General features: G+C 69.4%; 15 protein-coding genes and 1 tRNA gene. 12 read left to right on the forward strand and 4 right to left on the reverse strand.

The window, feature by feature from the left end:
* Positions 1-131 precede the first annotated feature (131 nt).
* From HCC61_RS17430 to HCC61_RS17465, 10 genes are all read left to right on the forward strand, one after another.
* Positions 132-485 (forward strand): hypothetical protein, encoded by a 354-nt coding sequence (locus tag HCC61_RS17430; protein WP_169136367.1) that lies wholly within the window; start codon positions 132-134, stop codon positions 483-485.
* A 2-nt stretch (positions 486-487) separates the two neighbouring features.
* Positions 488-1846 carry an FtsK/SpoIIIE domain-containing protein gene (locus HCC61_RS17435; RefSeq protein ID WP_169136368.1) on the forward strand — a complete coding sequence of 453 codons (1359 nt, stop codon included), beginning with the start codon at positions 488-490 and terminating at the stop codon, positions 1844-1846.
* 81 nt (positions 1847-1927) lie between these two features.
* Complete coding sequence (locus HCC61_RS17440) at positions 1928-2608, forward strand: DUF2637 domain-containing protein (protein WP_169136369.1); 681 nt, start codon at positions 1928-1930, stop codon at positions 2606-2608.
* Between the two features lie 14 nt (positions 2609-2622).
* Positions 2623-2817, forward strand: coding sequence for a mobile element transfer protein (locus HCC61_RS17445; RefSeq protein WP_169136370.1), 195 nt, complete (start codon positions 2623-2625; stop codon positions 2815-2817).
* A gap of 14 nt (positions 2818-2831) precedes the next feature.
* Positions 2832-3026 carry a hypothetical protein gene (locus tag HCC61_RS17450; RefSeq protein WP_169136371.1) on the forward strand — a complete coding sequence of 65 codons (195 nt, stop codon included), beginning with the start codon at positions 2832-2834 and terminating at the stop codon, positions 3024-3026.
* Positions 3027-3088: 62 nt separating this feature from the next.
* The gene (locus tag HCC61_RS30775; protein ID WP_346777248.1) at positions 3089-3340 is read left to right on the forward strand and encodes a SpdD-like protein; all 252 of its coding nucleotides are present in this window, start codon (positions 3089-3091) and stop codon (positions 3338-3340) included.
* Between the two features lie 92 nt (positions 3341-3432).
* Complete coding sequence (locus HCC61_RS30780) at positions 3433-3627, forward strand: hypothetical protein (protein ID WP_240969051.1); 195 nt, start codon at positions 3433-3435, stop codon at positions 3625-3627.
* Positions 3624-5015 (forward strand): replication initiator protein RepSA, encoded by a 1392-nt coding sequence (gene repSA / locus HCC61_RS17455; protein ID WP_169136372.1) that lies wholly within the window; start codon positions 3624-3626, stop codon positions 5013-5015. Before HCC61_RS30780 ends, repSA begins: the two co-directional genes overlap by 4 nt.
* A complete protein-coding gene (locus tag HCC61_RS17460; RefSeq protein ID WP_169136373.1) occupies positions 5012-5200 on the forward strand; it encodes a helix-turn-helix domain-containing protein in 189 nt (62 codons plus the stop codon). The genes repSA and HCC61_RS17460 overlap by 4 nt, the downstream gene beginning before the upstream one ends.
* On the forward strand, positions 5200-6348 hold the full coding sequence (locus HCC61_RS17465) for a site-specific integrase (RefSeq protein WP_169136374.1): 1149 nt from the start codon (positions 5200-5202) through the stop codon (positions 6346-6348). The genes HCC61_RS17460 and HCC61_RS17465 overlap by 1 nt, the downstream gene beginning before the upstream one ends.
* A gap of 72 nt (positions 6349-6420) precedes the next feature.
* Here HCC61_RS17465 and HCC61_RS17470 read toward each other — a convergent pair.
* Together HCC61_RS17470 and HCC61_RS17475 are read right to left on the reverse strand one after the other, a co-directional pair.
* Positions 6421-6496: transfer RNA gene (locus HCC61_RS17470), tRNA-Arg, on the reverse strand.
* 224 nt (positions 6497-6720) lie between these two features.
* Entirely contained in the window at positions 6721-8673 is a 1953-nt protein-coding gene (locus tag HCC61_RS17475) for a S53 family peptidase (RefSeq protein WP_169136375.1), read from the reverse strand.
* Positions 8674-9190: 517 nt separating this feature from the next.
* Here HCC61_RS17475 and HCC61_RS17480 point away from each other — a divergent pair.
* A complete protein-coding gene (locus HCC61_RS17480) occupies positions 9191-10360 on the forward strand; it encodes a methyltransferase domain-containing protein (RefSeq protein ID WP_346777249.1) in 1170 nt (389 codons plus the stop codon).
* A 177-nt stretch (positions 10361-10537) separates the two neighbouring features.
* A complete protein-coding gene (locus HCC61_RS17485) occupies positions 10538-11896 on the forward strand; it encodes an NAD-dependent succinate-semialdehyde dehydrogenase (RefSeq protein ID WP_169136376.1) in 1359 nt (452 codons plus the stop codon).
* Between the two features lie 321 nt (positions 11897-12217).
* Here the strand turns inward: HCC61_RS17485 and HCC61_RS17490 are convergent, their stop codons facing one another.
* On the reverse strand, positions 12218-14197 hold the full coding sequence (locus HCC61_RS17490) for an ABC transporter permease (protein ID WP_169136377.1): 1980 nt from the start codon (positions 14195-14197) through the stop codon (positions 12218-12220).
* Between the two features lie 99 nt (positions 14198-14296).
* The gene (gene modA / locus HCC61_RS17495) at positions 14297-15091 is read right to left on the reverse strand and encodes a molybdate ABC transporter substrate-binding protein (protein ID WP_169136378.1); all 795 of its coding nucleotides are present in this window, start codon (positions 15089-15091) and stop codon (positions 14297-14299) included.
* Positions 15092-15299 lie beyond the last annotated feature (208 nt).

Raw genomic sequence — 15299 nt, forward strand, 5'->3', positions numbered from 1 at the left:
GGGTGCGTTGTTGATGTCAACGCTCAGGCAGCGTATCGCGCCCAGTCCGTATGCGGTCAACCTCCCGTTGCGTAGTCATTTGTCAGCTATGCGTGCTTACGAAGCGCGCTGCGCAAGGGAGTTGCTTCACTGTGCCGTCCTTCAAGATCGACACAAACACCGCCGTCGTCTTCGTCGCCGTACCGCCCGCCAAGAAGCTGGTGAACCGGCAGACCGGCGAAATCGCCGTGGACCGGGAGACCGGTGCACAGATGATGACGGTCGGCCTGATGGTCACCGACGAAGGAGAAGCCGAGGTCTACAACGTCTCGGTGCCCGAGACCGGCATCCCGGAGGGTCTGACCCCCGGAACGCAGGTCGCGGTGACCAACCTTCGGGCTCGCTCGTGGGAGAACGAGTTCAACGGCCAGAAGCGGCACGGAATCGCCTTCCGCGCCGTGGCCGTCACTTCTCTCGCCGAGACCGGACAGAACCAGGCGGCCTGAACATGACGGCCGCACTGATCACTTCACTGATCGCCGGTGGGCTGGCGCTGCTGCTTCGGTGGCGCCGCCCCGCCTGGTACTGGCTCGCGGTCGGCGTCTTCATCGCGGGTTTCCGGGTCCTGCTGCGGTACGGCTCCGTGATGGACGCCTGCGGGCTCACAGTTCCGCCGTCCCGCATGCGGCTCGCGCTGGCACGGGCGACCCGTACCGAAGCGCCGTCTTCGCGGGTACCGCACATCCTTCGAATACGCCCGACGCGTACCGGTCTGGTGCTGCGCATCAAGCTCCGACCCGGGCAGGACGCGTACGACTTCATCGCCTCAACTGACCGCCTGCGGCACTCCTTCACGATGCAAGGAGTCTCCTGCCGGGAGGTCAAAGCCGGTGTGGTCGAGCTGCGGATGACCGGCTATGACGTGCTCAAGCGGGTGCAGATGCCGGCGAGGAACGAAGCTGGTGTCCTGCGAGTCCCGGTGTCGCTGCGTGAGGACGGAGCGATTCACTACCGGGACTATCGAGAGGTGCCGCACGCCCTGAACCTGGGGGCTACTCAGTCGGGGAAGTCCGTCTACCAGCGTCGACTCGTCACGGCTCTCGCCGGACAACCGGTCGCTCTGGTCGGAATCGACTGCAAGAACGGCGTAGAACTCGCGCCGCTCGCACGCCGGTTCTCTGCTCTGGCTTCGAACCAGGATGACGCCTTGGGTCTGCTGGAAGCGCTCATCGAGCGCATGGACGCGAACTACGAGCTCATTCGCTCGGAACAGCGCATCAGCGTGGACGTACCCGATGCTGAGATCACCGCGGACATCTGGGGGCTGCCCGAGCACCTGCGGCCCCTACCGGTGGTGCTCCTGATCGACGAGGTCGCCGAACTTGCCCTCTTCGCAAGCAAGGAAGAGGAGAAGCGACGCGACCGGATCGTCACCGCACTGGTGCGGCTGGTCCAGCTCGGCCGTGCGGCCGGCATCTACGTGGAGATCTGCGGGCAGCGATTCGGCTCCGAGCTCGGCAAGGGCATCACGATGCTCCGTGCTCAGCTGACCGGCCGTGTCGCCCACCGGGTGAACGATGAGGCCTCGGCCAACATGGCGTTCGCGGACATCTCACCGGATGCCGTGCTTGCCACGACGCAGATTCCAACTGACCGGCCAGGCATGGCCGTTGCCGGTGACTCGTCCGGCGGGTGGGTCACGACTCGTACGCCGTACACGTCACTTCGGCAGGCCGTGAATACCTGCAATGCGGAAGCCGAGCGCACTCCGGAACTGCCCGAGCTGGCAGCGTTTCGGCCCGCGCTCGAACTCGCAACTGCCAAGGCTGATCTGTCGGCCGTCGAGCCGATCCACAAGGCAGCCTGACCCTTCTCCAACACGGTTGGCGTGACCGCTTCGCGCCACGTCCCTACCCGACCCATGCCCGAAACAGGAGGTGAATCGATCATGACCCGGCTGCCGCGCGTGGACGCCGTACTGATCCAGGCTGTGATCGCAGGCGCCCTGTCCTTCGCACACCTGCATGACATCGCGCGTGCAGCCGGGCAGGACGGCTGGAAAGCCTGGGCCTACCCCATCAGCGTGGACCTGCTGCTCGTGGCTGCATGGCGACGCATCCGGGCCTTGCAGGAGACCGGAGATTCGGCGCGACTGCCCTGGTGGTGGTTCGTCGTCGCGCTCGCGGCGTCCCTCGGCGCGAACATCGCCACGGCGGGACTTCTCGACCTGGAGGCGGTACCCGCATGGCTGCGCATCCTCGTGGCCGGGTGGCCCGCGCTCGCCTTCTTCGGCGGAACCTTGTTGGCGCATTCGCCCGTGGGGGAGCCGCAAGCGGAAGCGCCGGCGGATGCCGCCCCCACGCCTGCCGCGGAGGATGCAGCCGCTCCCGTGACGGCCCAGGAGCGCGATGTTCCCGAGCTGCCGCAACCCGCTCCTCGGCCTAGTGAGCCGACTGCGCCGCCTTCGCCGCCGCTGCCGTCCGTGCCGCCGGCACTGGTCGACCACGCGCGAAAGCTCGCCGACGCACACCAAGCCCGCACCGGCTCGCCCATCGGCACCGACGCGCTACGGGCCCAACTCGCCGTACCTGCACCGATGGCCAACGCAATCGCCGCGCACCTCACCTGAAAGGAGAACCACCCATGCCCGCACGCAACTTCTTCCACTCCGTCCAACGCATCGGTCCCGTACAGATCGGCACCCACCGTGACCGCCGTACGGGGCAGCCCCGGCACGCGGCCGCATGCACCGCCGAACGCTGCGGTTGGTCCGCCGACTACGGCTCCCGCTCTGCAGCTCAACTCGCTGCTCGTACCCACCGCTGCCGCGTCCGCTGAAAGGGGACCACGTCATGACCGTCCAACTGCCCCTGGTGTTCGTGCTTGCCCTCGTCGGCTACTTCGGCATCCGCCTCTTCCGGCCGCCGATATGGCTCGTCGTCGTTCTGCTCCTGGGCGGCTTCCTGCTCGCAGACACCTTCCTCGCACCCGCCATCGACTCAGGCACCCGCACCGGGACTGAGGTCGTCAACGGCACCAACGACTGAGTGAAGGGAGAACCAGCGTGCTTCGTCCCAAGTACCCGAACGTCCCAGTCCCTTCGGCTGCTGTGGTGCCGACCGATGTTCACCGCCACCACGAGCCCGCTCCGAGTGTTCCGCCGGCCCCGGCTCCTCGCAGCACCGTTCAGCTCACGCCCGGTGGGCTGGCTGCGGTCGTTGGCGGGGGCGCCGCTGTCGCGCTCGTCGTCGGTGCGGTCCTGGTCTCCCTGCTTCTCACAGTCGCAGTCACCGCGGCATCCGTGGCCGTGTGCGCCGTGGTGCTCCGCTCGCTTCTGAAATCGCAGCACAAGCGCTACTGACCGGCCCTCGGTGCGGCGCCGATACCGCCAAGCATCTGCCGCCCCGAGAGCCGTGCCCCTTCCCGACCGAGATCGAAAAGGAGACACCCATCATGACCCACCGGGCCAATGCACCGGGCCGGCTGTGCCGCTGCTGCTACGGCTTCCCCGTCGTAGCGGTTACTACCGGCGCCCGCCACAGCGATGGAAGCCGCGTCACTCTCCGAGTCGCCTGCCCGTCCTGTCGGGGCACTGGCAAGACTTCTCTGCGTCGAAGCACCCCCGTGGTGACTGGGGGACGCGCATGACCCAGCCCGCAAGCATCGCGGGCGTGGACTCGATCACCCTCGGCGACGCGCTGAGGGTGGCCGGGTCTGCCGACTTCGCCCGCTGGGAAGACCAGATTCGCCGCACCGGAGGATGCTCCAACCCCATCCACCTCACCGGCTGGACCTTGACGAAAGACCGCACCACTGGCGAGACGCTGCACCACTACAGCACCGAAAAGGAGCCGGGCGGCCGACTCCGCATCGCCTGCGGCAACCGCCGCGCCTCCCGCTGCCCGTCCTGTGCCTACACGTACGCGGGAGACACCTACCACCTCATCCGCGCCGGGCTTGCCGGCGACGATCGACGCGACATCCCAGTCACCGTGCGGGACCATCCGCGCGTCTTCGCGACCCTCACCGCACCGAGCTTCGGGCCCGTGCACAACCGACCCGATTCCGGCCGCTGCCGCTGCGGCACCCGCCACAGCGACGACGACCCGGCCCTGGGCACACCGCTCGATCCCGACTCCTACGACTACGCCGGGGCAGTCCTCTTCAACAACCACGCGGGACAGCTCTGGCAGCGCTTCACGGTGCGCTTGCGTCGTGAGATCGCCTCCCGCGCCGGACTGACGCAACGCGAACTGCGGGAGGTCTGCCGCATTTCCTTCGGCAAGGTCGCCGAATTCCAGAAGCGTGGAGCGATCCACTTTCATGCCGTCGTCCGCATCGACGGACCCGGCGGACCGGAGGACGCGCCCCCGTACTGGGCTCGCACCCAACTCCTGGACGATGCAATCCGCGCCGCCGCGGTCCATGCCTACACCACGATCACTGTTCCGGCCGCTGGTGACGAACCGACCCGCACCATTCGATGGGGCACCCAGCTCGACATCCGTCCCATCAAAGCTCTCGGCGCCGGTGAGGAGTTGACCGAACAGGCCGTCGCCGCATACGTCGCCAAGTACGCCACCAAGGCAGCTGAGACCACCGGCACGCTGGACCGGCGCATCGGCGAGCTCGCCGAACTCGACCGCCACGAGGTGCCGGATCACACGCGATGCCTCATTCGCGCTTGCCGAGATCTCAACGCTCTCTATCCCGATCGGCGGCTGTGGGCCTGGGCTCACATGCTCGGCTTCCGCGGCCACTTCTCGACGAAGTCCCGCCGTTACTCCGTCACCCTCGGCGCACTCCGCAAGACGCGAGCCGACTACCGCGCTGCCGAACAAGCTGCAGCACTCGGCCTGGAGTACCTGGAGCCGGACACCGTGCTCGTCCTCGCCGACTGGCAGTTCGCCGGCCACGGCCACAGCCCAGGCGAATCACTGCTCGCAAGCACCATCGCGCGCGATCTCCAACTCAACCGCGAGACCGCCCGCGAAGCCCTGCACGACCTACGCGCACAGGAAGGAGCCTCACGATGAACGAAGCGATTGACGAACTGCTGACGGTGCCGCAGGTCATGCGCCGGCTGAAGCTAGGACGGTCCACGGTCTACGACCTCATTCGGTCCCGTCGCCTGGTCTCGATCACCATTGGCCGTTCACGCCGTATCCCCGCCAGTTCCGTGCGTCAGTTCATCGAGCACGAGATTGACGAGGCCGCTTGATGGCACAGCAGCGGAAGCGAAACCCTAATGGAGCCGGCACCATCACCAAGCGCAAAGACGGGCGGTATCAGGCTGCCGTGTACGTCCTGCAGCCGGACGGTACTCGTGCCCGGAAGTTCGCCTACGGCAAGACGTGGGCCGAATGCGACGTCAAGCGGCGGGACTTGCTGGCCAAGGTGGACCAGGGTGTTCCCGTTCCCACGCGTTCGGCAAAGCTCTCCGAGTGGCTGCCGTACTGGTTGGAAAACGTCGTCCGGTCACGGTGGAAGCTGAGCACGTTCGACAAGTACGAGGCGCACGTCCGGCTCTACCTTGTACCGATGATCGGTGCAAAGCGCTTGGAGTCGCTGAGCGTTGGGGACGTCCGACGCTTCCTGACCCGGTTGGAGAAGCAGACGACCGCGGCAACTGCGAAGGAGTCGCATAGCGTGCTTCGTTCCGCTCTCACGGCCGCCAGTCGCGAGGAGCTGGTGACGCGCAATGTCGCGAGCCTTGTCGAGCCGCCGCGAGTCGTCTCACGCGAGCTGAGCCCCTGGACGCTCGACGAGACGCTGACCTTCCTGGCCGCTGCCCGCAAGGATCCGCTCTACGCGGCCTTCGTGCTGGCCGTGACCATGGGGCTTCGCCGAGGGGAGATCGTCGGTCTCCGCTGGGGCGATGTCGACCTGGACAACCGGGTTCTGTACGTGCGGCAGCAGACTCAGCGCCGGCAGGGACGGCTCTACGAAGATGATCCCAAGGGGCGCCGTCGACGGGTCGTGCCGTTGCCCGCGATGTGCGTTGCTCCGCTTCGTTGGCATCGGATGCGGCAAGCGGCGGCCAAGAAAGCCGCGGGGGAGAGGTGGCAGGCGAGCGAGTACGTCTTCACCACTCGGAACGGGCGGCCGGTCGAGCCGCGGAACGTCTATCGGTCCTTCACCCGGGTCGCCAAGGATGCCGGTCTCCGCGTCGTGCGGCTGCATGACGCTCGGCACGGGTGCGCGACGCTCCTCGTCGCTGCCGGCGTCGCTCCCCGCGTGGTGATGGAGATCCTGGGGCACAGCCAGATCAGCATCACGATGGACGTCTATACGCACGTCGTGCAGGACACCCAGCGCGAGGCGATCAGTCACATGGACCGGCTGCTCAAGCGGCGTCCAGGGTCGTGACCGACCCCTACGGTTGATGTCAGATCTGGATGTCAAACACCCCGGACCATGATCGGTCCGGGGTGTTTTTGCTGGTGCCCCCGGCAGGATTCGAACCTGCGACACCCGCTTTAGGAGAGCGGTGCTCTATCCCCTGAGCTACGGAGGCGGGGCTTGGTGACCTGCCTGGTGAAGACCCCCGGTGAGGGACGCACCCGGTCGCGCAAGCGCCAGGGCCGCCCGCGAGGGGCGACCCTGGACAGGTTAGCCGATGGCTCCGAGTGATGGTGCACGCGCCGGCGCTCGGGCCGCCTCACCGGCCGCGGGGAGCCTCATCCGTGGGTCCCGGGGGACGCGAGGGGCGGCCCGGGGGACCCACGGACGAGACGGGACTCAGTGACGCTTGAAGGACTTCAGGTAGCCCGCCGTGGGTGAGCCGACGCCGGTGACGTCGTCGTAGCCGCGTACGGCCTTGAGCGAGCTGTCCTTGCCCAGGGTGCGCAGCGTGGTGCTCAGGCCCTCGGAGTCGTCGGCGCCGTTGGCGAAGTCGACGCGGGCCACGGCGAGTTCGGTCGTCGGACCGAGCGGGTGGTCGGTGACGTCGTGGTACGCCTTGGTGCCGAAGCGGGCGTAGAGGGCGGGGTTGGCGAAGCCGATCGGCCTGCCGTGCCCGGCCTGCTGCGCCAGTGCCTGTACGCCGGCGATGACGGGCGCGGCCAGCGAGGTGCCGCCGATGCGGTATTCGCTGTACTTGTCCGAGCCGTCGGTCTGCTGCTGGGTCTGACCCACCAGGAAGCCGGTGTTGGGGTCGGCCACCGCCGCGACGTCGGGCAGGACGCGCTGCCGGGTCGGGCCGTTGGCCTTGGCGAGCGCGTCCGGTACGACGCCGCGCTGGTAGAACGGCTGGTCGTAGCTCTTGCTCGTGCCGCCGCCCGCGCCGGAGGTGAAGGGGCCGGGCAGGCCCTTCCAGCTCTTGCCGTTCTTCGACAGCGGGGCCTGATCGGTGCCCCAACCGGTCTCGAACTTATAGGAGTTGCCCTTGCCCACGGCGAGGCTGGTGCCGCCGACCGCGGTCACCCAGGGGGAGTTGGCGGGGGTGTCGACCTGCTTGGTGCCGGTGCTGGCGACGTTGTCGCCGTCGTCGCCGGAGGAGAAGTAGAAGCCGATGCCCTCGATGGCGCCGAGTTGGAAGACGTGGTCGTAGGCGGCTGCCACGTCCGGTGTCTCGTTCTCCTCCACGTCGCCCCAGGAGTTGGAGACGACGTCGGCGAGCCTGCGGTCGACGATCTTGGTGAGCGAGTCGAGCAGGTCGGCGTCCTGGCAGGAGGCGCCGCCGACGTAGGTGATGTCCGCGGCGGGTGCGAGCGCGTGCACCGCCTCGACGTCGAGGGTCTCCTCGCCGTACCAGCCGGCCGCGTCGCAGTCCTTGGTGTGGTTGTAGTCGTCGGGCAGGACCTGGCTCAACTGCCCTGTCCGGTAAGCCTTGTCGCCGTTGCGCTTCGCGTACCGCGAGGCGTCCTCGGCGATGGAGGGCGAGGCGTAGGCGTCGGTGATCGCGACGGTCACGCCCTTGCCGGTCAGGCCCGAGCCGGTGGCGCCGTAGGCGGCGCGCAGCTGCTTGCCGGTGTAGCCCTTGACGGCGTACGGCACGTGCTTCCCGTACGCCTTGGGCAGGCCGGTGGCGGTCTTCGAGCCGTAATAGCCGGAGAACGGGCCGGAGTTGCGGAAGACCGGGCCGGGCGGCGGCAGTTCCTCGTCGTGCTTGGCGAGCTTGGGCGCGTTGTCCAGGCCGACGACGGTCAGCACCGCTCCGTGCAGCGAGGACGGTACGGACGCGGCGGTCTGCGGCGCGCGGTAAGTCCTGCCGTTCTTGGTGTAGTCGTGCAGCCGGGTGGCGAACGCCTTCTCCGTCGCCGCCGTGTCGCCCGACACCGACAGGTAGTGCTCGTTTGCGCCGGTCACCTTCATGCCGGAGGACTTCAACCATGCGGTGACAGCGGCCTTTTGGGCCTTGGTCGGGCCGTAGCGCGCACGTGCCTGCTCGGGCGACAGGTACTTCCGGTACGAGGCGGAGCCGGGGTCGGATACGGACCTGGCGTAGGCGGCCAGCCCTGAGGCGTCGCGCCCGGCGAGGTAGACCCGGGCGGTCACCTTCGCGGAGCTGGCGGTGCTGCCGCGGTCGGCCTTGGTGGTGGCCCACTTCGGCTTGGTGGTCTTCAGCACCTGCCTGCCGTGCTGTGGACCGTCGGCGTGCGCCGGCACGCCCATGGCGATCGCGCCGGCGAGCAGCGGCAGTGTGGCTGCCGCGGCTATGCCGGCGCGCGTTCTCGGACGGGCAATTCTCATGCAAACCCCCTTCGAATTCGGCCGCGAGGTCCGTCGCGAGCCGTGGTGTCCGGTGGGAGACACCGTGCTGCGCCAATATTTCGCTGATCTGCACATGCCAGGGAATTGGCTGCCCCAAGAAAGATCCAAGGAACGGCAATGGGGCGGGCGGCAGTTCGGCTTCTCCGTGCCGCTTCCCGCCTTTTCGGGCACGGCGGCGAGTGCGGTTCGAGGTTTCGCCGGGGCCGCCGGAGGAGGGCGGCGGATCCGGCGGCCGGACCGGCCGGGACGGTCGGAAAAGCCAGGACGGCCAGGACAGCCAGGACAGTTGGTGCTGCGCATACCCAGCCGACAGGCGAATGCGGCTCGCAGGTGCAGGTGTCAGCCGTAATCTGGCATGCATCTGCTGATGGGGGTGAAGCCGTGGGTGTACTGGTCGTGCAGCACGCGCGGGAGGAAGGCCCGTACGTGCTCGGGGAGGCGCTGCCGGGCTGCCGGGCTGCATGTGCGGCTGTGCCGGGTGTGGGCGGGAGACCCGGTGCCGGAGAGCCTGTCCGGCGTAGAGGCGCTGGTGGTGATGGGCGGGTCGCGGGCCGCCTACAGCGATGACGGCTTTCCCACGCGCCGCGCCGAACTGGACTTGCTGCGCCAGGCGTTGGCCGCCGAAGTGCCGGTGCTCGGGATCTGCCTTGGCGCGCAGTTGCTGGCCGTGGCGGCGGGCGGCGAGGCCCGCGAGGGAGCCGGGCTGCAAGTGGGCTGGGGCGAGGTGGACTTGAGCCCTGCTGCGGAGCACGATCCGCTGTTCGCCAGTGCGCCGGAGCGGCTGCGAGTCCTGCACTGGCACGGCGACACCATGGAACTGCCGGGCGGGGCGGTGCTGTTGGCCTCCTGCGACCGGTATCCGGTGCAGGCGTTCCGGGTGGGAGGGGCGGCGTGGGGGATGCAGTTCCATCTGGAGGTCGACGAGGCGGCCGTGGACGCGTTCGCGACGGCGTTCCCCGAGGAGGCCGCGACCGCTCCCGGTCTCCGGGAAGCCGCGCCGGATGAGCTGACGGCGCTGGCAGCGTACCGGGACCGGGTGCTGGCGCGGTTCGTGGCGCTCGTGGCCGAGCGGGCCGAACTCACCGCCACCCGGGCCTTCTTCACTCCGCGGGCGGACGCGTGGGAGGCGCGGTTCGCCGACGACGGCCCGCGGTACGCGGCGGCCGTCGCCCGTATGGGACTGAGCGCCGGCCAGAGCGCTCTGGACCTCGGCTGCGGTACGGGGCGTGCTCTGCCCGCCCTGCGCGGACAGGTGGGGGCCGAAGGAGCGGTCCTGGGCGTGGACGTCACCTTGGCCATGCTGCTGTCGGCCGTCAGGGAGGGCCGCGACGAGCAGGCCCGCCTGCTGGTCGCCGACTCCCAGCGGCTGCCGCTGCCGCCGGGCACGGTGGACGGGATCTTCAGCGCCGGGCTGCTCGACCACCTTCCCGGCCCGGCCGCGGCCCTGCACGAGTGGGCCCGCGTCACCGCTCCGGGCGGCGTCCTCCTGCTCTTCCATCCGTCCGGCCGGGCCGAGCGGGCCGCCCGCCACGGCCGTCCGCTGAGTCCGGACGATCCGCTGGGTGAGCCGAATCTGCGGCCCGCGCTGGAGGACAGCGGCTGGCGGATGGACTGCTACGAGGACGCAACCGAGCACTTCGTGGCCCGCGCCGTCCGCGTCCGCTGAGCGTTCCCAACGTCCTGCTCAAGGGGCACCCGCGCTCATAGCGGACCGCTATGCGCCCATAGAAGACTTCCCTTTGACGATCACTCCGGACCCGGCGACGGTGAGATCGGCGCACCTGTCGCCCTGCCTAGAAATCGGAGGTCCGTCCGGCATGTATTCATCGGAGGTCCGTCCGGCATGTATTCAGTGACCAACCCGGCCACCGGGGAACTGATCGAGGAACTCCCCAACGCGACCGACGAGGAGGTCCTCGCGGCGATCGGCCGCGTCGACGACGCATACGGCTCCTGGCGGCGCCGGCCGGTCGCCGAGCGCGCGGACATCGCCCTGCGGGCGGCGGAGCTGTTCGCCGAACGCGCCGACGAGCTCGCCGGGATCATGGCACTCGAGATGGGCAAGCGGATCAGCGAGGGGCGCGGAGAGATCGGCGTCGTCCGCGACATCTTCGAGTTCTACGGCTCCAACGGCCCCGAGTTGCTGGCGGACGAACCGCTGACCCTCAAGACCGGCGAGGCCGCCATCGCGAAGGAGCCGATCGGTGCGCTGCTCGGCGTGATGCCGTGGAACTTCCCCTGCTACCAGGTCGCCCGGTTCGTGGCACCCAACCTCGTGCTCGGCAACACGATCCTGCTCAAGCACGCCTCCATCTGCCCACGGTCCGCCGTCGCCATCGAACGGATCCTGCACGACGCAGGGGTGCCCGAGGACGCGTACGTGAACGTCTTCGCGTCCAGCAAGCAGGTCCCGTGGGTGCTCGCGGACCCCCGCATCAAGGGGGTGTCGCTGACCGGAAGCGAGCGGGCGGGCATCTCCGTCGCGGCGGAGGCGGGGCGGAACCTGAAGCGTGCCGTCCTCGAACTGGGCGGTTCCGACCCGCTGATCGTGCTGGACACCGACGACATGGACCGGACCGTGAAGGCCACGGCGACGGCCCGGATGGGCAACTGCGGCCAGTCCTGCAACGCGCCGAAGCGGATGATCGTGATGGCCGACATTTACGAGGAGTTCGTGGAGGGCTTCACCAAGCGCGTCGCGGACTACTACCAGCCCGGCGACCCCACGGATCCGGCGACCAAGCTGCCCCCGCTCGCCTCCGCCGCCGCTGCCGACGAGGTGGCCGCCCAGGTGCGTACCGCTGTCGACCAGGGTGCGACGCTGCGGACCGGTGGCAACCGGTTCGGCCCCGGCGCCTTCCTGGAGGCCACGGTCCTGACCGATGTGACACCTGAGATGGACGCCTACCACGAGGAGATCTTCGGCCCGGTCGCTCTGCTGTTGCGAGCCGGGACCGAGGAGGAGGCGATCGCCATCGCCAACGACTCGCCCTTCGGTCTGGGCGCCGCCGTCTTCGGAACCGACCCCGAGCGGAACCGCAGGGTCGCCGACCGGATCGAGGCGGGCATGGTCTACATCAACAAGTCCGGCGGCTCCGTGGCGGACCTGCCGTTCGGCGGCATCAAGCGCTCCGGCATGGGCCGCGAGCTCGGGGCGCTCGGCATCGAGGAGTTCATGAACAAGAAGTCGATCCGGTTGTGAGCACTTCGCACTTCGGGCCGCAGGCCATCGCCGAGGTGAGGGCGATTCCCGGTGCCCGGTGCCCGGTCCGAGGTGACCGCGGATTCCCGATGCCCGGTCCGAGATGACCGCGGATTCCCGATGCCCGGCCCGAGGTGACCGCTGAGCCCGTCGCGCCGGCTGAGACGCCCCTCTCAGCCGGCGCGGCTGCCCTGTCACCGAGACGCGCGCCTGCACGCGTAGGCCTGCACGCGTACGTCTGCACGCGTACGTCTGCACGCGGCGGCCGGGCCGCCGGCGACTCGGGGCTCCGGCCCGCGGGACGCGGGAACCGCTCGCTGCCTACGGCGTGACCAGGGTGATCTCGGTCGCCTTGACGCTGGTCCACACGGTCGTGCCGTCTGCGAGCCGGAGTTCGCTCGCGGCCTGCGGGGTGATCTCGGCGACGAGGTCGGGGACCTCGTCGGAGGTGATCAGGACTCGGAGGCGGCTGCCGACGGCGGTGATCTCGCGTACGGTTCCGGGCCAGTTGTTGCGGGGGCTGCCGCTGGGACGTTCGCGATGCAGGGAGACGGCCTCGGGGGCGATGACCGCCAGCGCGCGCGTCCCTTCGGCCACCGGATCGGCCAGGACGAGGGTTCCTCCGCCCGCGAGGGAGAGCGTGCCTTCCGAAGTCGCCGTGCCGGGCCAGGCGTTGCGGCCGAGCATCCGCGCGACCCACGGCGAGCGCGGGTGCCGGGAGACCTCGCCGGGTGTGTCGAACTGAAGGGTCCGTCCGTCGTCGAGGACCAGGACGCGGTCGCCGAGCGAGATGGCTTCGACCGGGTCGTGTGTCACCAACAGGCATACGCCGCCGAAGCCTTCGAGATGTGTGCGCAAGGTGTGGCGGACCTGGGCGCGGGTGGTCTGGTCGAGCGCCGCGAGCGGCTCGTCGAGCAGGAGCAGCCGTGGACGGGCGGCCAACGCCCTTGCCAGTGCGACGCGTTGGGCCTGGCCGCCGGAGAGCTGTGACGGCCTGCGCCGGGCGAGGTGCCCGACTCCGAGCCTGCCCAGCCAGTCCTGTGCGGCGCGGCGGGCCTCGGCCCGTGGCACGCCGCCGGTGCGCAGCCCGTATGCGGTGTTGGCGAGCGCGGTGAGGTGGGGGAAGAGGGCGCCGTCCTGCGGGACCCAGGCGACGCCGCGGTGGTGCGGGGGCAGGTGCGTGACGTCGGTGTCGCCGAGACGCAGCCGGGCGTGGGCGCGTGGGGTGAGTCCGAGCAGGGCGCGCAGCAGGGTGGTCTTGCCGGCGCCGTTGGGCCCGACGACGGCGATCGTGGTGCCGCCCGCGGCATCGAGGACGACGTCGTTGAAGCCGGTCACTTCCGTGTTCAGGGAGCAGAGCCGCTGCGGAGCCGGGGCTTCCGCGGGGGCGGGCGGCGTGCCGCGAACGGTCTCTGCCGCCGCCGCTCCCTCTTCCTCTCGCTTTCCCTCTTCCTCCCGCTCTTCGTCCGGCTGCTGCTCGTCCCTGCTCCCGATGCGCTGTCCGGCCGCGCCGGCCCAGCGTCCGCGCAGGGCGACGAGGACGGCCATGGCGACGGCAAGCAGCAGCAGCGACACGGACGTTGCGGCCTCCGGCTGGTCCTGCAACAGGAGGTAGACGTCCAGCGGCAGCGTCTGCGTCGTACCGGGAAGGTTGCCCGCGAAGGTGATCGTCGCGCCGAACTCGCCGAGCGCCCGCGCCCAGGTGAGCGCGGCCCCGGCGGCCAGCCCCGGGGCGACCAGCGGCAGCGTGACGGTGAAGAAAACCCTTGCCGGGGAGGCGCCGAGGGACGCGGCGGTCTCCTCGTAAGTCGTGCGCAGTCCCGCGATCGTGCCTTCGAGGCTGATGACCATGAACGGCATCGCCACGAACGTCGCGGCGACGACGGCGCCGGAGGTGTGGAACGGCAGGACGATGCCCAGGTCGTCCTCCAGCCACGGCCCGAGGAGCCCGCGCCGCCCGAATCCCAGCAGCAGCGCGACACCGCCGACGGTCGGCGGGAGCACCATCGGCAGCAGCACCAGCGAACGCACCAGCGCCTTCCCCGGGAAGCGGACGCGGGCCAGCAGCCACGCCAGCGGTACGCCCAGGAGCAGGGACAGCCCGAGCGCGCAGAAGGACACCAGCAGCGACAGCCGCAGCGCGACGGTGACCTCGGGGCTCGTCAGATGGGAGCCGAGTTCGCTCCACTCGGTACGGGCCAGGATGCCGACCAGCGGCAGCAGCAGGAACCCGATGGCGACCAGGGCGGGCACGGCGAGAGCAGCCGGTGTGCGGGTGCCGGGTGCGCGGAGGCGGCTCATCGACGTGTCCAGACTGGGGAGTTGGGGGGGGGGTGGGGCGTAGCACGGGGCTGTCCGGCGACGCGCGTCACCGGACAGCCCCAGAGCTCTGCGTTCAGGTCAGGGCTTCTGGAAGCCCGCGTCGCGCAGCAGCTTCTGCGCCTCCGGAGTGCTCAGCCACTTCACGAAGGCGGCGGCGGCCTTGGAGTTCTTGGACGACTTGAGGGTGGCGGCCGGGTAGGAGGCGACGGCGTTCTCGTCGTCCGGGATCTTGATCGCTTGGACCTTGTCCGGGACGGTGGCGGCGTCCGTCTTGTAGACGATCCCCGCGTCCGCCTCCCCGAGTTCGACCTTGCTCAGCACCGCCCGGACGTTGGCCTCCTCGGAGACCGGCTTGACCTTGATCTTCTGCTCGTCCAGCACCTGCCGGCTGTAGCGGCCGACCGGCACCTCGGGCGCGGCGAGCACGACCTTCAGCTTGGGGTCGGCCAGGTCCTTCAACTTCCTGATCTTCTCGGGGTTGTTCTTGCCGGTGGCGATGACGAGACGGTTCTTCGCGATGACGGTGGGCTTGCCCGCGTCGGACTTCAGCCCGTCCATCGTCTTGGTGTCCGCCGTGACCAGCGCGTCGGCGGGGGCACCCTGCTTGACCTGAGCGGCCAGTTCCTGGGAGCCGGCGAAGGAGAACTTCAGCTTCGTCCCCGGGTTCTCCTTCTCGTACTTCTTCCCTGCCGTCTTGAACACGTCGGTCAGCGAAGAGGCGGCCAGGACCGTCAGGTTGGCCTTAGGGGCACTGCTCGAACCGTCTTTCGTGCCGCTGCCCTTGTCGTCGCCGCCGCAGGCGGCGAGCGGCACGAGAAGGGCGGCGGTGAGAACTGCGGCGGCAGTGCGCCGAGGTGTGATCGTGGATGACATGAGGCCGAAGCTCCTTGGCGGTGAGGTTGACGGGCGGCGGCGCGTGGGGCGGAAGTGTGGGGGCAGGCCGGACGGCTGGTGAAGCGGGGGGGGGTGTCCCTATGGGTTTCGTCAACCCGTGGGGGTGGGCTTGGGGTCGTAGAAGGTGCCGTCGCGGAGCATGGCGAAGAGCACGTCGGCTCGTCGTCTCGCGAGGCAGAGGAGGGCT

This window comes from Streptomyces sp. HNM0575 (assembly GCF_012726265.1).
GTDB lineage: Bacteria > Actinomycetota > Actinomycetes > Streptomycetales > Streptomycetaceae > Streptomyces.